This is a genomic window from Rhodococcus sp. DK176 (assembly GCF_038447315.2).
Classification (GTDB): Bacteria; Actinomycetota; Actinomycetes; order Mycobacteriales; family Mycobacteriaceae; genus Rhodococcus_F; species Rhodococcus_F jostii_A.
Map to the genome: position 1 here is coordinate 5,473,307 of NZ_CP118321.2, position 22,304 is coordinate 5,495,610.

General features: G+C 68.5%; 21 protein-coding genes. 10 read left to right on the plus strand and 11 right to left on the minus strand.

The window, feature by feature from the left end:
• Positions 1-36: 36 nt before the first annotated feature.
• Complete coding sequence (locus PSR88_RS25870) at positions 37-1,620, minus strand: MFS transporter (protein ID WP_009478116.1); 1,584 nt, start codon at positions 1,618-1,620, stop codon at positions 37-39.
• A 90-nt stretch (positions 1,621-1,710) separates the two neighbouring features.
• Here PSR88_RS25870 and PSR88_RS25875 point away from each other — a divergent pair, with 90 nt between their 5' ends.
• Complete coding sequence (locus PSR88_RS25875; RefSeq protein ID WP_009478117.1) at positions 1,711-2,382, plus strand: TetR/AcrR family transcriptional regulator; 672 nt, start codon at positions 1,711-1,713, stop codon at positions 2,380-2,382.
• 204 nt (positions 2,383-2,586) lie between these two features.
• Here PSR88_RS25875 and PSR88_RS25880 read toward each other — a convergent pair whose 3' ends face one another.
• Entirely contained in the window at positions 2,587-3,642 is a 1,056-nt protein-coding gene (locus tag PSR88_RS25880) for an adenylate/guanylate cyclase domain-containing protein (RefSeq protein ID WP_029539578.1), read from the minus strand.
• Positions 3,643-3,806: 164 nt separating this feature from the next.
• On the opposite strand from PSR88_RS25880, the gene PSR88_RS25885 reads away from it, so the two are divergent.
• Together PSR88_RS25885 and PSR88_RS25890 are read left to right on the plus strand one after the other, a co-directional pair.
• Positions 3,807-4,520, plus strand: coding sequence for a DUF6319 family protein (locus tag PSR88_RS25885; protein WP_011597328.1), 714 nt, complete (start codon positions 3,807-3,809; stop codon positions 4,518-4,520).
• 122 nt (positions 4,521-4,642) lie between these two features.
• Positions 4,643-5,296 (plus strand): S1 family peptidase, encoded by a 654-nt coding sequence (locus PSR88_RS25890; RefSeq protein WP_009478120.1) that lies wholly within the window; start codon positions 4,643-4,645, stop codon positions 5,294-5,296.
• 68 nt (positions 5,297-5,364) lie between these two features.
• Here the strand turns inward: PSR88_RS25890 and ilvD are convergent, their stop codons facing one another.
• Both ilvD and PSR88_RS25900 read right to left on the minus strand, forming a co-directional pair.
• Positions 5,365-7,059 carry a dihydroxy-acid dehydratase gene (gene ilvD, locus PSR88_RS25895; RefSeq protein WP_009478121.1) on the minus strand — a complete coding sequence of 565 codons (1,695 nt, stop codon included), beginning with the start codon at positions 7,057-7,059 and terminating at the stop codon, positions 5,365-5,367.
• Positions 7,060-7,096: 37 nt separating this feature from the next.
• Positions 7,097-7,663 carry a TIGR03086 family metal-binding protein gene (locus PSR88_RS25900; RefSeq protein WP_009478122.1) on the minus strand — a complete coding sequence of 189 codons (567 nt, stop codon included), beginning with the start codon at positions 7,661-7,663 and terminating at the stop codon, positions 7,097-7,099.
• Between the two features lie 84 nt (positions 7,664-7,747).
• On the opposite strand from PSR88_RS25900, the gene PSR88_RS25905 reads away from it, so the two are divergent.
• From PSR88_RS25905 to PSR88_RS25920, 4 genes are all read left to right on the plus strand, one after another.
• Positions 7,748-8,746 carry an aldo/keto reductase gene (locus PSR88_RS25905; protein WP_009478123.1) on the plus strand — a complete coding sequence of 333 codons (999 nt, stop codon included), beginning with the start codon at positions 7,748-7,750 and terminating at the stop codon, positions 8,744-8,746.
• Between the two features lie 45 nt (positions 8,747-8,791).
• Positions 8,792-10,060, plus strand: coding sequence for an MFS transporter (locus PSR88_RS25910; RefSeq protein ID WP_037197583.1), 1,269 nt, complete (start codon positions 8,792-8,794; stop codon positions 10,058-10,060).
• 91 nt (positions 10,061-10,151) lie between these two features.
• Positions 10,152-11,732 carry an FAD-binding oxidoreductase gene (locus PSR88_RS25915; RefSeq protein ID WP_029539576.1) on the plus strand — a complete coding sequence of 527 codons (1,581 nt, stop codon included), beginning with the start codon at positions 10,152-10,154 and terminating at the stop codon, positions 11,730-11,732.
• Positions 11,729-12,643 carry a diacylglycerol kinase gene (locus PSR88_RS25920; RefSeq protein ID WP_009478126.1) on the plus strand — a complete coding sequence of 305 codons (915 nt, stop codon included), beginning with the start codon at positions 11,729-11,731 and terminating at the stop codon, positions 12,641-12,643. Before PSR88_RS25915 ends, PSR88_RS25920 begins: the two co-directional genes overlap by 4 nt.
• A gap of 4 nt (positions 12,644-12,647) precedes the next feature.
• Here the strand turns inward: PSR88_RS25920 and PSR88_RS25925 are convergent, their stop codons facing one another.
• The gene (locus PSR88_RS25925; RefSeq protein WP_029539575.1) at positions 12,648-13,031 is read right to left on the minus strand and encodes an RNA-binding S4 domain-containing protein; all 384 of its coding nucleotides are present in this window, start codon (positions 13,029-13,031) and stop codon (positions 12,648-12,650) included.
• Positions 13,032-13,078: 47 nt separating this feature from the next.
• On the minus strand, positions 13,079-14,554 hold the full coding sequence (locus PSR88_RS25930; protein WP_016883843.1) for an MFS transporter: 1,476 nt from the start codon (positions 14,552-14,554) through the stop codon (positions 13,079-13,081).
• Between the two features lie 6 nt (positions 14,555-14,560).
• Here PSR88_RS25930 and PSR88_RS25935 point away from each other — a divergent pair, with 6 nt between their 5' ends.
• Positions 14,561-15,124 (plus strand): GNAT family N-acetyltransferase, encoded by a 564-nt coding sequence (locus PSR88_RS25935; protein ID WP_009478129.1) that lies wholly within the window; start codon positions 14,561-14,563, stop codon positions 15,122-15,124.
• 53 nt (positions 15,125-15,177) lie between these two features.
• The gene (locus PSR88_RS25940; RefSeq protein ID WP_005561883.1) at positions 15,178-15,597 is read left to right on the plus strand and encodes a hypothetical protein; all 420 of its coding nucleotides are present in this window, start codon (positions 15,178-15,180) and stop codon (positions 15,595-15,597) included.
• Between the two features lie 13 nt (positions 15,598-15,610).
• On the opposite strand, the gene PSR88_RS25945 is transcribed toward PSR88_RS25940, so the two are convergent.
• Together PSR88_RS25945 and PSR88_RS25950 are read right to left on the minus strand one after the other, a co-directional pair.
• A complete protein-coding gene (locus PSR88_RS25945; protein ID WP_009478130.1) occupies positions 15,611-17,059 on the minus strand; it encodes an MFS transporter in 1,449 nt (482 codons plus the stop codon).
• 86 nt (positions 17,060-17,145) lie between these two features.
• Complete coding sequence (locus PSR88_RS25950) at positions 17,146-18,387, minus strand: membrane protein (protein ID WP_016883842.1); 1,242 nt, start codon at positions 18,385-18,387, stop codon at positions 17,146-17,148.
• A 90-nt stretch (positions 18,388-18,477) separates the two neighbouring features.
• Here PSR88_RS25950 and ubiG point away from each other — a divergent pair, with 90 nt between their 5' ends.
• Positions 18,478-19,317, plus strand: coding sequence for a bifunctional 2-polyprenyl-6-hydroxyphenol methylase/3-demethylubiquinol 3-O-methyltransferase UbiG (ubiG, locus tag PSR88_RS25955; RefSeq protein WP_011597336.1), 840 nt, complete (start codon positions 18,478-18,480; stop codon positions 19,315-19,317).
• On the opposite strand, the gene PSR88_RS25960 is transcribed toward ubiG, so the two are convergent.
• The 3 genes from PSR88_RS25960 to PSR88_RS25970 form a co-directional block, all read right to left on the minus strand.
• Positions 19,308-20,156, minus strand: coding sequence for a 3-hydroxybutyryl-CoA dehydrogenase (locus tag PSR88_RS25960; RefSeq protein WP_005561875.1), 849 nt, complete (start codon positions 20,154-20,156; stop codon positions 19,308-19,310). The two genes, ubiG and PSR88_RS25960, sit on opposite strands and share 10 nt — an antisense overlap.
• 74 nt (positions 20,157-20,230) lie before the next feature.
• Complete coding sequence (locus PSR88_RS25965; RefSeq protein ID WP_009478133.1) at positions 20,231-21,391, minus strand: acyl-CoA dehydrogenase; 1,161 nt, start codon at positions 21,389-21,391, stop codon at positions 20,231-20,233.
• A gap of 173 nt (positions 21,392-21,564) precedes the next feature.
• Positions 21,565-22,263, minus strand: a complete 699-nt coding sequence (locus tag PSR88_RS25970; protein WP_009478134.1) for a TetR family transcriptional regulator — start codon at positions 22,261-22,263, stop codon at positions 21,565-21,567.
• Between the last annotated feature and the right edge of the window lie 41 nt (positions 22,264-22,304).

Here is a 22,304-nt window from a genome sequence, read left to right on the forward strand (position 1 = left end):
CGATACAATGACGGCGGTCACAAGGGCAATGTTCGCTCAGTCGACGTCGGCCAGTTCCTCGTCCTTCCACGGCGCCGGAGACGACCCTTTCCGGCCCGGCGCCCACACCGCGAGCACGACCGCGGATGCAAAGCACACGCAGGCCAGGGCGATGGACGCCTCGTCCATTCCCTCGAGGAACGCTTTCCGGGCGAAGCTCGCGAGCTGCTCACCCTGCGGTCCCGCCGACTGGGCGACGTGCAGCGCGGCGGCCAGGGAACTCGACACGGGCTCCTTCGCGACGTCGGGGACGGCGTCGACGGCCGGCTGGACGTGCCTGCCGTAGCCCGCGGCCAGGATGCTGCCTGCCAGTGCGACGCCGATCGCCGCCCCGATCTCGCGTGCCGTGTCGTTGACGGCGGACGCCACTCCCTGTTTCTCGTCAGGAGTGTTCTGCACGATCGCGGTGGTGGCGGGTGCGGTGCACAGGCCGATGCCGAACGCGGCCACGACCAGCGGCAGAGCCACCTGGGGGTAGCTCGAGTACTCGTCGAGCCGGACCATCAGCAGGATTCCGACACCGAGAATCGCGGCGCCGACGGAGAGCAACGGGCGGAGGCCGACATAGGGGAGGACGAACGGCATCCCCACGGACAGCATCATCACGGGTACCGCGATGGGGGCGAGCGCGAGCGCCGACTCCAGCGGCGAGTAGCTCAGCACCAGTTGCAGGTACTGCACCGCGAAGAAGAAGAGCCCGAGGATGGCGAGGAACTGCACCAGCAACGACATCGACCCCGACCCGAAGGCGCGGTTGGCGAAGAGCCGCACGTCGAGGAGCGGATGCTCGCGGCGCAGCTCGACGAGCGCGAACGCTACCGCGGCGGCGACGCCACCCGCCATGAGCCCGACGACGGTGGGATCCAGCCAGCCGCGGTGCGGCGCCTCGATCGTGCCGAGTACGAACAGGCCCACCGCCGCCGCGATCGTCACGGTGCCGGGAAGGTCGAGCGGTGCCTGGTCGGTCTGGCGTGAGGAGGCGATGGTGAATCCGGTGAGGAAGAGGACGCCGGACACCACGGCGAGGCTCACGAAGATCGCCTTCCACGACCACTGTTCGAGCAGCAGTCCCGAGACCAGCAGTCCGGCGATCGCGCCCGACCCGGCGACACCCGACCAGATGCCGACGGCCCGGCCGCGCTGGGACAGCGGGAAACCTGCGGTGAGCAGCGACAGCGTCGCCGGCATCACGAAGGCTGCGCCGATGCCGGCGACCGCGCGGGACCCGATGATCCACTCCGGGCTGTCGTTCAGGATCGGAATAGCGGCACCCAGGCCGAAGATCAGCAGTCCGAACATGAGGAGGCCGCGGCGACCGTACCGGTCGCCGAGCGCGCCCGCCGGAAGCAGGAGGGCGGCCAGGGTGAGGGTGTAGCCGTCGACGATCCACGTCAGCTGGCTCTGGGTCGCGCCCGTGTCACGCGCGAGGTCGGGCAAGGCGGTGTTCAGCGCGGCCATCGCCGCGACGACGAGCGCGACCGCGCAGCACGCGACGGTCAGCATCCAGATCTGCCGAAGGGTCCAGCCGGTGGTGTTGCTCTGTTCGATGTCCTGCGGTGGTGCGGAGTCCCGAGAGCGCACGATGTAGTCCCTCCGTGGAAGTAACGAGACTGTCAGTATCGTTGGTAGACTGACAGTTCACAAGAGGTCGGGCAGTGGCAGGAACAGGCGGTGCAGATGACCGAGCAGGATCCCCGCAGGCAGCGCTCTCGCGCGAGACTTCTCGACGCCGCGACAACTCTTCTCGCGAAGGGTGGCACCGACGCCGTGACGATCGACGCCGTCACCAAACTCGCGAACGTCGCTCGGGCCACGCTCTACCGCCATTTCGACAACGGCACCGAACTGGTCGCCGCGGCCTTCGGGCGGCTGATCCCACCCGCGCCGACAGTGCCCGCCGACGGCGACCTCCGTGACCGGCTCGTCGAGTTGATGGTCAGTCAGGCGAAACTGATCGAGAGTGCCCCCATGAACGTGACGGCCATGTGCTGGCTCGGCATGGGTCCGGCATTGGACGACTACTCGAGCGCGGCCGCCGTCGAGGCGGACAAACCGGAACTGCGGACGCTGAGGCAGACCATCGTCGAGCAGTACCGGGCGGCGTTCGACCAGGTCTTCGGAACACCCGAGGCGGCCGAACGCCTCGGCGAATTCGACTACGACCTCGCTCTCGCGCAACTCATCGGACCACTCGTCTTCACCCGGCTCGCGACCCTGACCCCACTGGGACGGACCGCGTGTGAGCAGATCGTCGACGACTTCCTCGCCGCACGCGCCGCCCAGGTCGCCGCCGGTCCGGCCACGCCGGCGCTCCTCGAGATACCGCCTGCTCAGGCATTGTGACGTCGACAGCTCCGCACGTCGTCATTACCGTGGCACGTGCGCGCGGCACCGGATGCCGCGCGTATCGAATGAATGGTGTGGGAAGGTTTCTCGATGATCACTGATGCACTCAACTGGCTCCTCGGTGCTTGGGGCGGCGTCGCCGCCGGCAGCAGCGGATACTCCATCCCGCCCGGAACCCTTCCCTTCGGAAGCTGACGGTCGCTAGGCGTCCCGGTCTCGGCGCAGCACGAACTGTTCGAGTCGTCGAATCCCTCGAACACGTCGTGGGCGTAGCTGCTTGAGGTAGTAACCGGGAGCGTCGGCGAGTTCGTGGGCGAGCGCCTCGTCGATCAGCACCGTGCCGGGACGCGCCGAACCGGTGAGTCGCGCCGCGGTGTTGACGACGGAGCCGTAGAGGTCGCCGAACCGGACGAGCACCGGACCCATCGCGAGTCCTACCCGCAGTTCGGGGTCCGTCTCGTCCGGCAGAACCTGCTCCCGCAGCTGCAGGGCGATCTCCGCCGCATCGGCCGGCGACTCGACCGCGAACATCACCTCGTCGCCGACCGTCTTCACCACCCATCCCTGATGCCGGCCGATGACCGACGTCGACGCCGACTCGAATCGTTCCAGAAGGTCGCTCAGTTCCCGGGCACCGAGCTGACGGGTCAGCGACGTGTACCCGACGATGTCCGCGAAGCCGACCACCAGTTTCCGGCTCGCGACCTCCTCGCCGGGATTCCCGACGTTGCGACCGGTGGTCGAGGCGATGTGCCTGCGCCACACGTATGCCTGCAACGACTCGACCGCCGGGAGGATCTCGGCGGTGAGTTCGCGCACCTGCTCCCGGATGGCCTGCTCGTCGCTGCCCGCGGACCCCGCGAGCTGATCGACGATGTGGGTGCTGATCAATGACACCTGCCATTCGGCGAGCCGCGACATCGCCTGGCCGAGTGCACGGGCCGCCGCCACCTCGCGTTCCGGCGAGATGATCCCCTGATCGACGAGCGAGGCGATGGTGCGCAACGCGGCGGCGTCCCCCTCGGTGAACATGACGCCGTCCGGATCGGTGTCGACCGCGAAACCCATCGACACCCACAGGCGGTCCGCCCGTTCGAGGGACACCCCCGCGAAGTCGGCGATCTCGGCCCGCGTGTAGCGGCGGGGCCCGCCCAGAAGCGATTCCTCGAGATCGGCCTGGACGTCGCGGAGCAGGGTCGGTGAGATCTGCGTCGTCGTTGCGGTCTCGTCGCCGTTCTCCGGTGCTTCCGAGGTCACGTCGTTCCTCTCGATACGTTCGATCCGCACGCATGGTCGCCGGTGCGTCCGTCCCCCTCAATCTGCCACTGTGCGAGCCCGTCCGATGCGGAACCGTCGGTGGGGTGTGCGAGAGTTGCGGTGCTCACGAGCGTAACCAGGAGACAGGCCAGAAAGGACAGCGCATGCCGCCCCGTAGACGTTCCGGTGCCGCCGCACCGGATCACCTGACCGCGGAGAATCTCGAGACCCTCGCTGCCGCGATCGCGGAAGGTAAGCGGGCCACCGTGTATCTGCGCGAGGCGATGCCCAGCCTCGGGCTCGAGGCCGGAGCCTCGGCGAAAGCTATCTCGGTGCAAGGCAATACGCTCTTGATCCGCCCCAAGGGTGTCGACGACGAGCTCCCCTTCGAAGCGGAGGAGCTTCTGATGAGACGAATTCCGGCCCCCAAGCCTGCGCCCGCACCCGCCGCCCGCGCGACACCGGTCGTGCACCAGGAGATCGAGCCCGGCCCGCCCCCTGCCTCCAAGACGCCCGCCGCCAAGACCGTCGCGACGCCTGCGCCCGTCGCCACCGCGGTTCCGAAACCCGCCGCGGCACCGGCCAAACGCACCAGCAAGAAGGTGCCCGCGGGAGTCAGCGTCACCATCCACGCCGGCGCCGACAACGACTGGAGCGTCACCGTCGCGCACGGAGCCAAGCGTCCGGGCAAGGCCGTCCCCGTCTCTCCGGACGCCGTCGAGCGCGCCGTCCGGGAACTCGGCGAGGAGACGGCGATCGAAGCCGTCGAGTCGATCATCGTGGCGGCACGCAACCTCGCGGCGGCCCGGGTGGACGAGCTGAGCCGGCAACTCGAGGACGCCCGCAAAGCACTGGAGGCACTCGGCGCCGTCGAGTAGCGCCCGGGTGAGTAACGGGTCGCGGTCTCTACATCGGCATTCCCCCACACAGGTCTTGCGCGGGGTGGGATTCTTATGGGGAGACACGCGGCCGTCGGGGCTCATCCGGGAAGGTTCGAAAAATGTTGAAACGATTCGCGGCGGTTGTTGCGGCGACAGCGGGAATTCTGGGATTCGTTGCGGCGGGGTCCGCGACAGCAGCTCCGGCCGCCGTCTTGGGGGGCGGTTCGGGGATCGTGGTGAACGACGAACTCGTCTGCTCACTCACCACCATCGGCCACGACAACGCGGGCAGGCTCGTCGGCCTGACGGCGGGCCACTGCGGTGAGGCGGGCTCCTACGTGGTGCCCGAAGCCAGTCAGGACAGTGGCATCGTCGGAAAGTTCGTCGTCTCCAATCCCGCTCTCGACTACGCGGTGATCCAGTTCGACCCGGCGAAGGTCGTCCCGGTCAACCGGGTCGGCGGCGTCACCATCACCCAAATCGGCGCACCGGCAGCGTTCCCGCAGGTGGCGTGCAAGGAAGGCCGCACCACGGGCAACACCTGCGGCATCGTCTACGGCGACCTCATGCAGACGGGGGAGACGTGGACCCAGGCCTGCGTGATCGAGGGTGACTCGGGCGCACCGATGGTCGTCGGCACCACCCTGGTGGCCATGGTCAACGCCTACCTCGCGGCACCGTGCATCGGCCCGGAGATCGGCACCAACCTCAACTCCATCGTCGCCGATATGAACGCGAGCGGTGGTCCCGGCGCCGGGTTCCGGCCCATCTAGGCGCCTCCGGCGCCCGTGCGTGGTTAACGAGTCTCTGGACTCGTCAACCACGCACGGGCGCGAAGCGCCTACCCGCAGACGGCGCCGCCCGAGGCGGAACCGACGAGCTTCGTGTACTTGGCCAGGACCCCGCGGGTGTAGCGCGGGGGCAGAGGCTCCCACCCGTTCTTGCGGCCGGCGAGTTCCTCTTCGTCGACGAGCAGTTCGAGGGTGCCCGTTCCGACGTCCAGTCGGATCTGGTCGCCGTCGCGGACGAACGCGATGGGACCGCCGTCGACGGCTTCCGGTGCCACGTGGCCGACGCACAGGCCGGTGGTGCCGCCGGAGAATCGGCCGTCGGTGAGCAGGAGGACGTCCTTGCCCAGCCCGGCGCCCTTGATCGCGCCGGTGATCGCGAGCATCTCGCGCATGCCGGGACCGCCCTTGGGGCCCTCGTAGCGGATGACCACGACGTCGCCGTTCGTGATGGTGCCGTCCTCGAGGGCATCCATCGCGGCGCGTTCCCGTTCGAAGACGCGGGCGGTGCCGGTGAAGACGTCGGAGTCGAACCCGGCCGACTTCACCACCGCGCCGCCCGGGGCGAGGGACCCCTTGAGGATCGTGATTCCGCCGGTCGGGTGGATGGGCGAACTCATCGCGCGGAGCACCTTGCCGTCCGGGTCGGGAGGGGCGATGGCCGACAGGTTCTCGGCCATGGTCTTGCCGGTGACGGTGAGGCAGTCGCCGTGCAGCATCCCGGCGTCGAGCAGGGCCTTCATGATGACGGGGACGCCGCCGATGTGGTCGACGTCCTTCATCACGTGCTTGCCGAACGGTTTGACGTCCGCGAGGTGCGGGACGCGGGCGCCGACGCGGGAGAAGTCGTCGAGGGTCAGTTCCACATCCGCTTCGCTCGCGATCGCCAGCAGGTGCAGGACGGCGTTGGTGGAACCGCCGAAGGCCATGACCACGGCGATGGCGTTCTCGAACGCTTCCTTGGTGAGGATGTCCCTGGCGGTGATGCCGCGGCGGAGCAGTTCGACGACGGCTTCACCGCTGCGCCTCGCGAATCCGTCGCGACGACGGTCGGTGGCGGGCGGGGAGGCGCTGCCGGGCAGCGACATGCCGAGCGCCTCGGCGGCACTGGCCATCGTGTTCGCGGTGTACATTCCGCCGCACGCGCCCTCGCCGGGACAGATGGCACGCTCGATGGCGTCGACGTCCTCACGGCTCATCAGTCCGCGCGAACAGGCGCCGACCGCCTCGAACGCGTCGATGATGGTGACGTCGCGTTCGGTGCCGTCGGACATTTTTGCGACACCGGGCAGGATCGAACCGGCGTAGAGGAACACGCTCGCGAGGTCGAGGCGGGCCGCGGCCATCAGCATGCCGGGCAGGGACTTGTCGCAACCGGCGAGGAGCACCGACCCGTCGAGGCGTTCGGCCTGCATCACCGTTTCCACGCTGTCGGCGATCACCTCACGGGAGACGAGGGAGAAGTGCATGCCCTCGTGTCCCATCGAGATGCCGTCGGACACGGAGATGGTGCCGAACTCGAGGGGATACCCGCCTGCGGCGTGGACGCCGTCCTTGACGGCCTTCGCGAGCCGGTCGAGCGACAGGTTGCAGGGGGTGATCTCGTTCCAGGACGACGCCACGCCGATCTGGGATTTCCCCCAGTCGTCGTCGCCCATGCCCACCGCACGGAGCATTCCGCGCGCTGCGGTCTTCTCCAATCCGTCGGTGACGTCACGGCTGCGGGGTTTGGGATCCGGGGTACTCATGTCACCCAGCGTAGGCGGGACCCTCCGCGGCGGTTGGTTAAATGCGTTGCCGGGGATCGCGACCGGTCAGGGCGATCAGGCGATCCTGCAGCGGCGAGTCGTCGGGAACGTCGACGGGGTCGGCGAACAGTCCGCTCTCGGAGAGCATCTCGCGTTGGCCGTCGAGATCCGACCAGACGCCGGCGACGAGGTGCGGGTCGAGTGTGTCGTCGGATCCGGTGGCCTTGGCGAGGTCCCATGCGTGGATGGTGACGTCGGCGATCTGCTGCCGCAGATACGGCTCGAGCGGCACCGTCCCGTAGGACAGGTGGACCTGCGTCTGCGGGTCGGTCGACGACCACGCGTGGATGGCCGCGTCCGAATACCGCTGCCATTCCGACCGCATGTCGCCGTGCAGGGGCTCGATGTCCGGGGTCGCTTCGCCGACCGTCTTCCCGGCAAGCAGTGGGGGAACCCACTGCTGTTCCTCGATGACGTGCCGCACCAGGTGGGTGACGTCCCATTCGCGGTCCGGGGTCGGCGCCGACCAGTCGGTGATCGCGGCGACCCGTGCACCGAACTCGCGGTGGGCGATGCGGGCGAGTTCGAACCAGTCGAATGCCATGTCTTCAGGGTAGAGCCAGCCGGGTCACGATCAGCGCGATTCCAAACGATGCACCTGTCGGGGTGCTCGGGAAGGATGGTGCGCATGACCAACATCCCCACCGTGCAGTTGTCCGAAGGCCTCACCGTCAGCGCGCAGGGCTACGGCGCCATGTCCGTCGCCCCCGTGTACGGCCCCGTCGATGCCGCGGAGGCGCTCGCGACCCTCCACCACGCCATCGACATCGGAGTGACGTTCATCGACACGGCCAACGTGTACGGCGACGGCGCGAGTGAGATCGCGGTGGGCACGGTGCTGAAGGAACGCCGCGACGAGGTGCAGCTGGCCACCAAGTTCGGTCTCGTCGGCAACATCGCGAACGGCCGGCGCAGCATCAACGGCAAGCCCGACTACGTGGCGCAGGCCCTCGACGAATCGCTGTCCCGGCTCGGCGTCGACACCGTCGATCTGTACTACCTGCACCGCGTCGACCCCGAGGTGCCCATCGAGGACACCGTCGGCGCGATCGCGGAACAGGTGAAGGCAGGCAAGGTCCGCAACATCGGACTGTCGGAGGCGACCGGCGACGAACTGCGTCGCGCGTCACAGGTGCACCCCATCGCCGCGATTCAGAGCGAGTGGAGCATCTGGAGCCGCGACGTCGAGAAGCACGTCGTTCCCGCGGCGGCCGAACTGGGCATCGGCTTCGTGCCGTACTCGCCGGTGGGCCGGGGCTTCCTCACCGGAACGTACGACCCGGCCACGCTGGGCGACAAGGATCTGCGCCGCCGGTTCCCGCGTTTCGGCGACGATGCACTGCCGGCGAACCTGAAGGTGCTCGACGTCGTCCGCGAGGTCGCTGCCGAACTCGACGCGACGCCCGCCCAGGTGTCGCTGGCGTGGCTGGACGCGAAGGGCCGCGAGTTCGGGTTGCCGTCCGTGTCGATTCCCGGCACCCGGTTCGCGGCGCGCGTCACGGAGAACGCCGGCGCGCTCGCAGTCACGCTGACCGAGGGGCAGATCGCGCGCCTGGACCTGCTCGCGGATCTCACCGTCGGCGAGCGCACGGCCGATCCGACCTGGGTGTCGCTGGGCCGCGAGTGACTTCACTCAGCGGGTAATGCCTGCTGGGGGGTAGTTTGATCTGCGATGAGCAGAGTGTGGTTGGTGTGGGGCGTCGGGGTTGTCGCTTATATCGTCGCCGTCCTGCATCGAACCTCGTTCGGTGTGTCGGGCCTCGCGGCGACGGAACGATTTTCGATCAGTCCGAGTGTGTTGTCGGGTTTCGTCGTACTCCAGATCGTGGTGTATGCGGGGATGCAGATCCCGGCGGGTGTGCTCCTCGACCGGTACGGGTCGCGGATCATGATTTCCGCGGGCGCCCTCATCATGGCCTCGGCACAGATGCTCCTCGCGCTCACCGAATCGCTGCCGCTGGCGGTCGCCGCGCGCGTTCTCGTCGGCGTCGGCGACGCGATGACGTTCATCTCCGTGCTGCGCCTGGTGCCGCAGTGGTTCGCGCCGCGGCGGGTCCCGCTCGTGTCGCAGCTGACCGGCATCTTCGGTCAGATCGGTCAGATCCTGTCGGCGCTGCCGTTGATGCTGTTACTGAACGGGCCGGGCTGGAGTTTCGCGTACGGCAGCGCGGCGTCGCTCGGTTTGCTGTCGTTCGTGCTCGCCGTGTCCGTCATCCGCAATGCGCCGCCCGGTCTGGAGGTGGTGGCCGCGCCCGCCGGACTGCGGGAGGTGGGCAAGCAGATCCGCGCCGTGTGGGGTCGTCCCGGCACCCGGCTCGGGTTCTTCACCCACATGGGCACGCAGTTCTCGATGACCACGTTCGCCCTGTTGTGGGGTGTGCCGTACCTGAGGTCGGCGCAGGGGTTGTCGCCGGCGGAGGCCGGTTCGCTGCTGACCCTGTCGGTGATCTCGGCGATCGTGGCCGGGCCGATCATCGGCATCCTCAGCGGCCGGTTCCCGATGCGCCGCTCCTATCTGGTGCTGGCGATCATGATCAGCAACGCGGCGATCTGGACCGTCGTCCTGTCGCTGCCGGGTCCGGCGCCGATCTGGTTGCTGATCGTGCTGGTGATGGTGATCTCGGTGGGCGGCCCCGGTTCGATGATCGGCTTCGACTACGCCCGCATGTTCAATCCCAGCACCAGCATGGGAACGGCGCAGGGAATGGTCAACATCGGCGGCTTCCTGGCGTCGTTGCTGGTCATCCAGGCGATGGGTCTCATCCTCGACGCGATGGGCGGGTACTCGTTCGACGCGTTCCGGGTGGCCTGGCTCGTGCAGTACCCGGTCTGGATCGTGGCGATCACGGGTGTTCTGGTGACGCGTGGGAAGACGCGGAGGCAGATGGGATTGGTGCTGCGGCCCATTCGTCAGGTGTGGCGGGAGCGGGGCGGTCGCTGAAAGGGCTAGTTACACTCTTACATGATGTGTAACACTATAACGCATGAGCAATGAGCGATCGGAAGATCACGCCGTCCTGACGGCTCCCCCGATGCAGTGGGACGCCTGGGGCGCGCCGGAAAAGCACAAGGTCCTCTCGGACGGCGTCAAAGGACTGCTCCAGCAGGCCCTCGGCGTCACGATCACGGAACCCTCCGACCGGGTGGCCGACGACGTCGTCCTGGCTCCCAGCGCACTGTCAGACCAGCAGATCGCCGCGCTCGCGGGCATCGTCGGAGAACAGTTCTGCAGCACCGCGCACTCCGACCGGCTGCTGCGTTCCGGCGGCAAGAGCACGCTCGACCTGCTGCGTCGCCGCAGCACCGAACCGCAGAACGCACCCGACGCCGTGATCACTCCCGGCACCGACGCCGAGGTCGCCGACGTGCTCCGATACTGCGCCGACCACGGCATCGCGGTGGTGCCGTTCGGGGGCGGAACGAGCGTGGTCGGTGGACTCGACCCCGTGCGCGACCGATTCGACGCCGTCGTCTCGCTGGACCTGCGCCGGTTCGACGCGCTCATCGACCTCGACACCGACTCCGGCATCGCGACGCTGGGCGCGGGCGTGACGGGTCCGCTCGCCGAGGAACTGCTCGGCGCGCACGGCTTCTCGCTCGGGCACTTCCCGCAGAGCTTCATGTTCGCGACCATCGGCGGCTTCGCGGCCACCCGGTCGTCGGGGCAGGCGTCCGCGGGGTACGGGCGGTTCGAGGACATGGTGCAGGGACTGCGGGTGGTGACCCCCACCGGGACCCTCGACACGGGGCGCGCCCCGGCCTCCGCGGCGGGTCCGGACCTCGGCGAATTGTTCGTCGGGTCGGAGGGCACGCTCGGCGTGATCACCCGGGTGCGGGTGCGGGTGCACGCGGTCCCCGACACCACCGTCCGGGAAGGGTGGAGTTTCCCCGACTTCGAGACGGGCGCGGCGGCTCTGCGTGCGTTGCGGCAGGAAGGTGCGGTCCCGACCGTGCTGCGACTGTCCGACGAGGCGGAGACGGCGGTGAACCTCGCGACCACCGACAAGATCGGTGAGGAGACCGTCACCGGCGGCTGCCTGGCGATCACGACGTTCGAGGGCACCGCCGAGCACACCGCGGAGCGGACGGCGGAGGCTCGTGCCGTGCTGGTGGCGCATGGCGGCACGTCCCTGGGCGAGGGGCCCGGAAACGGTTGGGAGCACGGCCGTTTCGACGCACCGTACCTGCGCGACTCGCTGCTCGACGCCGGAGCGCTGTGTGAGACGCTGGAAACCGCGACCACCTGGGGCAACCTCGCTGCGCTCCGCACGGCCGTGACCACCGCGCTGACGGAGTCGCTGTCCGGGCAGGGCACCCCGCCGCTCGTCCTCTGCCACATCTCGCACACGTACCCGACCGGCGCCTCGCTGTATTTCACCGTCGTGTCCGCGCAGGCGGACGACCCGATCGAACAGTGGCGGAAGGCCAAGACCGCCGCCGGTGATGCGATCGTCGCCGCCGGCGGCACCATCACGCACCACCACGCGGTCGGAGTCGACCACCGCCCGTGGATGCGGGACGAGATCGGCGACCTGGGCGTCGCGATTCTGCGGGCGGTCAAGGACACGGTCGATCCGGTGGGAATCCTCAACCCCGGCAAGCTGATTCCGTGAGCACCCAGCAGGTGATCGAGAAGGTCACCGTCCTCGTCAACCCCCTCGCCGGTCACGGTCACGCACCCGTCGCCGGCCGCAAGGGGGTGGCCCGCCTGCGTGAGCGCGGGGTCGCCGTCACCGAGATCATCGGAACGGATGCCGATCACGCGCGCATGCTGGCCCGCCGGGCGATCGACGACGGCACCGACGCGCTCGTCGTCGTCGGCGGGGACGGCGCCATCAGCATCGGGTTGCAGGCGGCGGCGCAGTCCGGGACGCCGGTCGGGCTGATCCCGGCCGGCACCGGCAACGACCACGCGCGCGAATTCGGTATCCCCGTCGGCGATCCCGTCGCCGCGGCCGACGTGATCGCCGACGGGGAGGTGCAGGAGTCCGACCTCGCCAGGATCACGCTCACGGACGGCACGGTGGTGTGGGCGGGCACCATCGTGGCGAGCGGATTCGACTCGCTCGTCACGGACCGCGCCAACCGGATGTCCTGGCCGAAGGGTCCGATGCGGTACAACCTCGCGATGCTCGCCGAACTGACGCAGCTCCGCCCGCTGCACTACAGCATCGAATTGGACGAGGAGAGGTTCCAGGTGGACGCCACCCTCGTGGCGGTGGGCAACGGACGCTCCTACGGCGGCGGCATGCAGATCTGCCCGGGCGCCGACAAGACCGACGGCCTGCTCGACGTCACGGTCGTCGACTACGGTCGCCGGTCGAGGCTGGTCCGCTTGTTCCCCCGGGTCTACAAGGGCACACACGTGGATCTCCCCGACGTGCAGACCTACCGTTCACGGACGGTGCGATTGCAGTGCGACGGCATCACGGCCTACGCGGACGGCGACCGGGTCGGCCCGCTGCCCGTCACCATCGAGGCGGTGCCGGCCGCCCTGCGCATCCTCAGCCACACCCCGGCCTGAGCGGTCACAACCCGCGCAACCGGTCCATCTCGCGGCGTTCGCGTTTGGTGGGCCTGCCGGCGCCGCGGTCGCGCTGCGGTATCGACGCGAGGACTTCGCGCGGTGGGGGCGGTGGTGTGTTGTCGGTGTAGCACTCGACCGCCACCACCGCGCCGACCCGTTTGGTGATCGGCCGGACAACCTCGACGATGCGTTCGACACCCGCCGCGCGAATGCGGACCTCGTCACCGGCCTTGACCGGCTGCGCCGGTTTGGCGGTGGTGCCGTTGACCCGCACGTGCCCCGACCTGCAGGCGGCCGCCGCCGCGGAGCGCGTTTTGAACAGCCGGGTCGCCCAGGTCCAGCTGTCGACCCGGACGCTCGCGGGATCGGTACCGGAAATCGCCACCCGACCAGGATACGAAAGCGCGCGTGACGGTGTGGCCTGCGGGCGCGTCACCCGTTCGGGGGAGTACGGTTCGACCGGGCGAGGGTCGGTTGCACTGCCGGGCCGGTGACGTCGCAATGTGGTTTGCATGCAACCGAATCCGCGGGGGGAGTCGGCGGGGCGGGCGCCCGGATCAGGGCTGCGGCGATGGTCGCCCCGACCAGGAGCAGTGCGATGCAGATGTACATCGCGATGCGGAAGCCCTGCGAGAAGCTGCCGGGGTCGATCATGCTTTCGGCGTCGATCCCGGCGATCCCGGGGAGTGCGGCCACCGCCAGCAGCTGGCTGGTGCGCGCGACGGCGTTGTTCACCCCGGAGGCGATGCCGGACTGGTCGACCGGGACCGACCCGAGCACGGCGGCGGTCAGCGGCGCGACCATGGCGGACAGTCCGAGGCCGAAGACGACGACGCCGGGGAGCACGACCGTCCAATAGTTCGCACCCGGCCCGATCCGGGTCATCAACAGCAGGCCGATCGCTGCGAGTGCGGGCCCGACGGTCATCGGCAGCCGTGGGCCGTGGGTCTGGGCGTAGCTGCCGGCGCGGGAGGAGAACGCCAGCATCGCCAGCGTGATCGGGATGGTGGCGACTCCGGCTTCGATCGGCGAGTATCCGGCCACCAACTGCAACTGCAGGACCAGGAGGAAGAAGACGCCGCCGAGTGCGGCGTACACGGCGAGCGTCACCAGGTTTGCCACCACGAACATGCGCGACGCGAACAAACTCGGCGGCACCAGGGCGTTCGGTGAACGCCGTTCCACCACGACGAACGCGATCAGCGCGACGGTCCCGACCACCCCGGCGATCAGGTTCATCTCGATCAGACCGTAGGTGAGCGCGCCGAGGCCGATCACCGCGCACACCGACCCGAGCACGTCGAGGTGATCGGGCGGATGCGGGTCGCGGCTCTCCGGGACGTGCCGCATCGACGCCCACACGACGACGACGGCGAACGGAAGATTGAGCAGGAACACCGACCGCCAGCCGGCCACCTCCACCAGCCAGCCGCCCAGGAGAGGGCCGATCGCCCCCGCCACCCCGCCGAGTCCCGACCACAGTCCGATTGCGGCACCCCGGTCGTCCTCGTGGATCGAGGCCGAGATCAGAGCGAGGCTGCCGGGGGTCAGCATCGCGGCCCCGACACCCTGCAGAATCCGTGCGATCACGAGCATCGTGATGTCGGGTGCGATGCCGCACAGGAGTGACGCCGCCGCGAACCAGACCGTCCCCCAGACGAAGACGCGGCGCCTGCCCCAGCGATCCCCGAGCGCCCCGCCCAGCAGGATCAGCGACGCCAGGGCGAGGGTGTACCCGCTCAGTACCCACTGCATTCCCGCGACATCCGACCCGAGGTCCTCGCCGATGTGCGGCAGGGCGATGTTCACCACCGTGCCGTCCAGTAGCGCGAGGCTCGAACCGAGAACGGTCGCGGTGATCACCCACCGCCCTTGGCGGGTGCTCAGGCGCAGAACTGTCTCGGTCATCTCCCCATGGTGCGCCGCGGTTCAGGCAGCGCGGTACTCGTTGCGATTTCTCGCGCGGGCTTCGGCATACTCGACATCGTTGCCCGGTCGAAACCGAAAGTCGAGAGCCTGCACGTGTACATCGAAGTCGACGACCTGTCCCGCGAGGCCGTGCACGGACTGTTGGCCGAGCACCTGGCGGACATGCGTGCCACGTCGCCGCCCGACAGTGTTCACGCCCTCGATCTGCCCGGCTTGCGGGACCCGTCGGTCACCGTGTGGACGCTCTGGGACGAGGAGACGGTGCTGGGAACCGTGGCTCTGCGTGAGCTCTCGCCGGCCGAGGGCGAGATCAAGTCGATGCGGACGGCCACCGAGGCGCGCGGGCGGGGTGTGGCCAGCCGGCTCCTCGCGCATCTGGTCGACGAGGCGCGGGCACGCGGGTACGTCCGGCTCAACCTCGAGACCGGCACCGAGGACTTCTTCGCCCCGGCCAGGCGCCTGTACACCGAGCACGGCTTCACCGAATGCCCCCCGTTCGGGAGCTACGGCAACGATCCGAACAGCATCTTCTTCACACTCGCCCTGTGACAGCCCGGTCCGTGCGACACTTTCCGCCACGCACCTCGATATACGGAGAACTCATGGACATCATGCGCAAGGTCGCAGTCGGGGCCGTCGCGGTGGCCGGCCTGTCTTTCTTCGCCGCGGGGACGGCCGCGGCAGACCCGGTGCCGGCGCCCATGCCGCCGCCGCTACCCGCGCCGATGCCGGTCCCGTTGCCTGCGGGGACATACCTCGGCACCACCAACGTTCTCGGTGGCGACCTGATCTGGAAGGGCAAGACGTTCGGGCCCGGCTGGGTCATGGACAACTTCGGTGTGTTCTTTCCGTACATCTTCGGCATGACCACACCGGAAGCGAGCGGTTCCCTCGTCACCGACTACAGCCCTTCCGGGCTGCCGTTCCTGACCGACCGGATCACCCCGAGGCCCGACGGCACCTACGAGGGCACCGTCTACATCAACGGCAACCCCGTGGCGGGGTACGCCCTCCACAAGTAGGCGATCAGCAGGGCTACACCTTCGACGGTGCGAGCGGTTCGGGGGTAATCGAGTTCGGCGCTGCGGGGGTGACGCGGCGAGTGGGGATGGCCAGCGTGATGGCCGCGGCGACCAGTGCGACACCGCAACCGATCAACAGGCCGGTTCGGAAGCCGCCCTCGGTGGGCAGGGTGTGGCCGGCGACCTGGACGCTCATCTGGGCGAGAACCACACCGACGACGGCAGCGGACACCGCGGTACCGACCGAGCGCATCAGAGAATTGACGCTGTTGGCGGAGGCGGTCGCGGACTGCGGCACGGCGCTCATCACCAGGGCGGGCATCGCACCGTAGGCCAGACCGACGCCCGAGCCGCAGATACAGGTCACCACGACCAGGCCCCACGTCGACCCCATCAGGAACATCGACGATCCGTAGCCGAGCGCGATGACGAGGCTTCCGACGAGCAGGGTGACCTTCGGCCCGCGGGTGGATGACAGCTTGGCGCCGAAGGGGGAGACCGCCATCATCATCAGACCCGAGGGGGCCATCCACAGACCCATGGCCAGCATCGACTGTCCCAGGCCGTATCCCGTAGACGCCGGCAACTGCAGGAGCTGTGGAACGATCAGGGACTGGGCGTACATGGCGAAGCCGACGACGACGGACGCGGCGTTGGTCAGCAGCACCTGACGGCCGGCGATCACCCGCAGGTCGACCAGCGGTTCGGGAGTGCGGAGTTCCCACCAGCCCCAGGCCGTCAACGCGACGACCGTGGTCGCGAACAGACCGAGGGTGGTGCTGCTCGCCCAGCCCCAGTCGGCGCCCTTGGACACAGCCAGCAGCAGGGACACCAGTCCGACACCCAGTCCGACTGCGCCGATGGGATCGAAGCGGGCCTTGGGTCCGTGGACGGGTGTGGCAGGCACGAAGAACCAGAGCAGCACGGCGATCAGCGCGCTGAGCCCGGCGGCGCCCCAGAACAGCACGCGCCAGCTCGCATTCTCCGCGACCGTTGCGGCGAGCGGCAGACCGAGGGCGCCGCCGATGCCCATGGACGAGCTCATCAAGGCGATGGAGGAGTGCAGGCGCTCGGGCGGCAGCAGGTCCCGCAGTGCGCTGATTCCCAGCGGAATCATGCCCACACCAATGCCCTGCAGCCCTCGGCCGATCACCATCGGGGCCAGGGACGTCGCGACCGCACAGACCACCGAGCCCAGGACGAGCGGAACCGTGCAGATCAGCATCATCCGCCGCTTGCCGTACAGGTCGCCGAGACGTCCGGTGACCGGTGTCGCCACGGCGCCGGCGAGCAGCGTCGCGGTGATCACCCAGGACGCGTTGGAGGCGGTCGTGTCGAGCAGTCGGGGAAGGTCGCCGATCAGCGGCACCACGAGGGTCTGCATGAGCGCGGCGACGATGCCGGTGAAGGCCAGCACGGCGACGAGGCCGCCCGGTCGGACGGCGGGCGTCGGACTGTCCACACGAATCTCCTCAACTCAGCGAAACACAATTTGTGCACCATACACAGCGTATGCATGGTGCACAACGTATGTATCGTGCAATGAGTTCAGGTGGGGCGTTTTCCGAGGTAGGCGGCGGCGAGTCCGCACGCGACCACGGCAACCACCGACAGTCCGGTCGATGTCCACGCCCACGAGTCCGGCCCCGGCGTGCTCTCGGATCCGACGAGCGGCGCGTACGCCGTCCACCCGTAGTCGGCGATCAGCGGGACGGCCAGCGCGGCCGGCACCGCCAGCGACATCGCGGTGACCGATTCGCTCGACGGCAGACTCGACGCGACCGTGTACGACGCCGCGAGCGGAAGGAGGAGCCACGTCGCACCGGCGTGCAAGTTGTCCCACGGCGGGTGCTCGAACAGCGCCGCCGCGGCCACGACTGCGAGTGCCGCGATGCCGAACACCGGCTGCGGGAAGCGCCTGCCGAGCACGGCACCCGTCAACGCGAGCGCCGCGGGCACCAGCAGCCACGGCCAGGAGTCCGGGAACGCCACGCCGATGTCCCCCGCGGCGACGAAGGCCATCGCGGCAAGCAACACGATCCCGGTGCGGCCCTCCAGCCACAGCGAGGCGGCGATCACCACCACGACGAGGACGAGTCCGAACATCCACCGGCCCTGCGTCGCACCGTAAGCGCCCACGTCCCAGACACGACGAACGAACCACCAGTACAGCACCAGCCCGATCAACGGCAGAACGATCCCGACGACGAGGGCGCGCCCGCTCACCGCGGCGAGCGTCCGCTCACCGAAGTCGCCGGACGCGAGCGTGACGGCCAGAACCACGGCCGTGAGCGCGAGGACGGTCAGCATCACCGGCTCGAACAAGGGTTCCGGAAGGTAGTCCGCGTAGCGCCGGGGAACCGGCGTCCGGAAATGGTCGATCGGTCCGGCGAGGAGGAGTCCGGTGAGAACCCCCGCCGCGAGTGCGGTCTGCGACCACGCCCGGTCGGCGGTGGCGCACAGTCCGACGATGCCGCCGAGCAGAAGGCCCGCACCGACTCCGCCGAGATACACCTCGGACTCCCACGGCCCCGTCGCCGGAGCGACACCCAGCAGCGCCAGGCCGGTGAACGACAGCGTCGACAGGATCCGGCGGACACGAACCAGCGTTGCCACCAGGACGGCGACGATCGCGGCGAGGAAGGCGCCTGCGGCCGGACCGACATACAACGCTTCCAGGCGGTCGCCGTCGACCACGAACGCGAACTCACTGGACGTGGTGGACCTCAACGCAATTCCCGCGACGAACCCGCCCAGCAGCAGGCACACGTGCGAGATACTGAATGTCATCCCCCGAGCATCGCGTAAGGGCACCGGCCTTGAAGTGACCGACGCGCAGGAGAAGGCTGGAGGTCGTGCTGTGCCCGCGGCAGAGAAGGGGTGGTCCGCTTGGTCATCGACAACGACGTCTACAACCGGGTGGGGGAGTCGTGGTGGGAGGAAGACAATCCACTCAACCTGCTGCACGGAAGTCTGACGCCGGGACGATTCGCCTACTTCCGAAAGGTGCTCGGCGAAACGGTCGGTCGTGACCATCGCGGACTCCGCGCCCTCGACGTCGGTTCGGGCGGCGGGTTCCTCGCGGAGGAGTTCACCCGCATCGGTTTCCGGGTGACGGGCATCGATCCGTCCCCGGTATCGGTCGACACCGCGCGGCGTCACGCGGCCGGCTCGGCACTCGACATCGAGTACCGCATCGGGTCGGGGGAACACCTGCCGGTGCCGGATGCCACGTTCGACGTCGCCTACTGCTGCGACGTCCTCGAGCACGTGTCGGATCTCGACGGAGTGATCGCCGAGACGTCCCGTGTGCTGAAACCTGGCGGCCTGTACCTGTTCGACACCATCAACCGCACATTCGCCAGCAAGCTCGTCGCGATCAAGATCATGCAGGAGTGGCGGATGACCCGGATGTTCGACACTCCCATCCACGACTGGTCGATGTGTATCCGTCCAGCCGAGCTGGCGCCGATCATGGAGCGGCACGGTCTGCGGCTCGGCGAGATCGTCGGGCTCGGGCCTCGGTCGAAGAATCCTCTCCGGCTCCTCGACCTCGCCCGGGCAGGCGGAACACGGCTCAGCTACGGGGAGTTGAGTCGCCGGCTCGACTTCGGGCAGATCCGGAGCACGGCCATCTCCTACATGGGATTTGCGGTCAAGAACGGCGAAAGCCCGCCGCGACGACGCGACGGGCTTCCGGACGGGCGTGATCAGCTGTAGTCGTAGAAGCCCTTGCCGCTCTTCTTGCCGAGCTGTCCGGCGTCGACCTTGCGCTTGAGCAACGTCGGGGGAGCGTAGTGCGGCTCGGCGAACTCCGCGTACAGCGACTCCGCCGCGGCGAGGGTGATGTCGAGACCGACGGTGTCGATGAGCGTCAGCGGGCCCATCGGGTAGCCGCAGCCGCCCTTCATGGCCTCGTCGATGTCCTCGGCGGTGGCGTAGCCCGACTCGAGCATCCGGACCGCCGAGGTGAGGTACGGGATGAGCAGCGCGTTCACGATGAAGCCCGCGCGGTCACCGGCCCGCACCGTCTTCTTGCGCAGCGTGTTCTTCGCGTAGTCGGTGACCGCGAGGACGGTCTCCTCCGACGTGACCAGGCTGACCACGATCTCCACCAGCGGCATCACCGGCACCGGGTTGAAGAAGTGGACGCCCACAACCTGCCCGGGACGCTGCGTGGCGTTGGCCATCTTGATCAGCGGGATGGACGACGTGTTGGACGCCAGGATGCCCGACGGCTTCACGATCTTGTCGAGCTTCTGGAAGATGTCGACCTTGAGCGACTCGATCTCCGGTGCCGCCTCGATCACGAGGTCGCGGTCCGCGAACTCCTCGATGTCGAGGGTGACCCGCACGCGGGCGAGCGCGGCATCCGCGGCGTCCTGGTCGAGCTTGCCCGCCTTGACCCCGCGAGCCAGGGACTTCTCGATCCGGGCCTGCGCGGCCTCGGCGAATTCCGGCTTGGTCTCGAGGATGAGAACCGAGCTGCCGGCCTTGATACATACCTCGGCGATGCCGGCACCCATGGTGCCGCCGCCGATCACGCCTACTAGTTCCACAAATTCTCCTCACGTAGCCGTGCGTGGTTAGCGAGTCCAGAGACTCGCTAACCACGCACGGGCGGCGTAGCCGCCTACTTCAACAGTGCACGCGACATCACGACGCGCTGGATCTGGTTCGTGCCTTCGTAGATCTGAGTGATCTTCGCATCACGCATCATCCGCTCGACAGGGAAGTCGGTGGTGTAGCCGGCGCCACCGAACAGCTGGACGGCGTCGGTGGTGACCTCCATCGCGACGTCGGAGGCGAAGCACTTGGCGGCCGCGGAGATGAATCCGAGGTTCTTCTCGCCGCGCTCGGCGCGGGCCGCGGAGGTGTAAACCATGAGGCGTGCGGCCTCGACCTTCATCGCCATGTCGGCGAGCATGAACTGCACGGCCTGGAAGTCGCTGATCGACTTGCCGAACTGCTTGCGGTCCTTGGTGTAGGCGAGGGCGGCGTCGAGGGCGCCCTGCGCGAGGCCGACTGCCTGCGCGCCGATGGTGGGACGGGTGTGGTCGAGGGTCTGCAGCGCCGTCTTGAAACCGGTGCCGGGCTCGCCGATGATGCGGTCGCCGGGGATCTTGCAGTTCTCGAAGTAGAGCTCCGCGGTGGGCGAACCCTTGATGCCGAGCTTCTTCTCCTTCGGTCCGACGACGAAGCCCTCGTCGTTCTCGTGGACCATGAACGCGGAGATGCCGTTGGCGCCCTTGTCGGCGTCGGTGACGGCCATGACGGTGTACCAGCTGGACTTGCCACCGTTGGTGATCCAGCACTTGGAGCCGTTGAGGATCCAGTCGTCGCCGTCGGCCTTGGCGCGGGTGCGCATACTGGCGGCGTCGGAACCGGCCTCACGCTCGGACAGCGCGTAGGACGCCATGGCCTCGCCGGACGCGAGCTGCGGCAGGACCTGCTGCTTGAGTTCTTCGGACCCGTTGAGGATGAGGCCCATGGTGCCGAGCTTGTTGACGGCGGGGATCAGGGAGGAGGAGCCGCAGACGCGGGCGACCTCTTCGATGACGATGCAGGTGGCGACGGAGTCGGCGCCCTGGCCGTCGTATTCCTCGGGGACGTGGATGGCGTTGAACCCGGAGTTCACGAGGGCGACGCGGGCCTCTTCGGGGAAGCGTGCGTCCTCGTCGACCTGCTTCGCGTAGGGGGCGATCTCCTTCTCGGAGAGCGCGCGGATCGCGGACCGCAGTTCGTCGTGCTCTTCACCGAGCTTGAACAGATCGAAGTCCGGATTTCCGGCCATGGGGCGCTCCTTGCTGAGTCTCGACGGCACCGAGTCTGAATAGGCACTCCGTGCCAGGGTTGTTGTCGTTCAGGTGGGCCGCAATGTTCGTGGTCGGCAAACTACTGCCACTACAGTGCAGTCAACCACGGCACTGAGTGCCAGTCAAGGGTGGTTGTCGTCACCCGGCCGCCTCAGCCCCGGCGCCGGGACAGCTGGGCCTGGATACGCCCGGTGATCTCGTCCACCGGCGTTCCCGGCGGGTACGACACCACCAGCACGGCGTCCTGTTCCTGCGTCGATGCCCCCGGAGCGACGCCGAACGTCCGGCGCACGTCGAGGAGGGCCCGCTCGAGTTCCTCGGCGGTGGCGTCGGGATCGCCCTTGATCATGTTCCGGAGCAGGAAGTTGTGGCACGCGGTGACAGCGGCCGCGAATCCGATGACCTTCAGGACCGGCTCGGTGGGTACGACACCGCGCAGGTAGTCGACGAACAACCGCTCGTAGCGGAAGCCGGTGACGATCTCCCGGTCGCGCAGGGCGGGCACCCGCTGCACCACCTGGTACCGGCGAGCCGACAGCTCCCGGTTCTCGCGGAACCTGTCGAAGACCAGGCCGGCCGTCCTGCAGACCGCGGCCCACGGGTCATCGGAATCCGTGGACAGATAATCGCCTGCCTGCTGCAACAGTGATTCGTGATCGGCGAAGATCACGTCCTCCTTGGAGCGGAACTGGCGGAAGAACGTCCGCCGGGACACGCCCGCCGCGGACGCGATCTGCTCGACGGTCGTCGCCTCGTACCCGTTCTCGGAGAACAGCCGGATGGCCTGCGCCACGACGTGGACGCGGAAGTCCGCGGGATCGATGCCGGGTGTGTCGACGCGCTCGGTCATGGGGCCCAGTATCCATCGGCGGCATTGGGCCCGCAGTGCCC

What these genes read in the sequence shown, in the direction of transcription:
- PSR88_RS25885 (WP_011597328.1), top strand. Translation starts at nt 3,807, where the DNA reads ATGCCGCCCCGTAGACGTTCCGGTGCCGCCGCACCGGATCACCTGACC.
- PSR88_RS25890 (WP_009478120.1), top strand. Translation starts at nt 4,643, where the DNA reads ATGTTGAAACGATTCGCGGCGGTTGTTGCGGCGACAGCGGGAATTCTG.
- ilvD (WP_009478121.1), bottom strand. Translation starts at nt 7,059, where the DNA reads ATGAGTACCCCGGATCCCAAACCCCGCAGCCGTGACGTCACCGACGGA.
- PSR88_RS25900 (WP_009478122.1), bottom strand. Translation starts at nt 7,663, where the DNA reads ATGGCATTCGACTGGTTCGAACTCGCCCGCATCGCCCACCGCGAGTTC.
- PSR88_RS25905 (WP_009478123.1), top strand. Translation starts at nt 7,748, where the DNA reads ATGACCAACATCCCCACCGTGCAGTTGTCCGAAGGCCTCACCGTCAGC.
- PSR88_RS25910 (WP_037197583.1), top strand. Translation starts at nt 8,792, where the DNA reads ATGAGCAGAGTGTGGTTGGTGTGGGGCGTCGGGGTTGTCGCTTATATC.
- PSR88_RS25915 (WP_029539576.1), top strand. Translation starts at nt 10,152, where the DNA reads ATGCAGTGGGACGCCTGGGGCGCGCCGGAAAAGCACAAGGTCCTCTCG.
- PSR88_RS25930 (WP_016883843.1), bottom strand. Translation starts at nt 14,554, where the DNA reads ATGACCGAGACAGTTCTGCGCCTGAGCACCCGCCAAGGGCGGTGGGTG.
- PSR88_RS25935 (WP_009478129.1), top strand. Translation starts at nt 14,561, where the DNA reads ATGGTGCGCCGCGGTTCAGGCAGCGCGGTACTCGTTGCGATTTCTCGC.
- PSR88_RS25940 (WP_005561883.1), top strand. Translation starts at nt 15,178, where the DNA reads ATGGACATCATGCGCAAGGTCGCAGTCGGGGCCGTCGCGGTGGCCGGC.
- PSR88_RS25950 (WP_016883842.1), bottom strand. Translation starts at nt 18,387, where the DNA reads ATGACATTCAGTATCTCGCACGTGTGCCTGCTGCTGGGCGGGTTCGTC.
- PSR88_RS25965 (WP_009478133.1), bottom strand. Translation starts at nt 21,391, where the DNA reads ATGGCCGGAAATCCGGACTTCGATCTGTTCAAGCTCGGTGAAGAGCAC.
- PSR88_RS25970 (WP_009478134.1), bottom strand. Translation starts at nt 22,263, where the DNA reads ATGACCGAGCGCGTCGACACACCCGGCATCGATCCCGCGGACTTCCGC.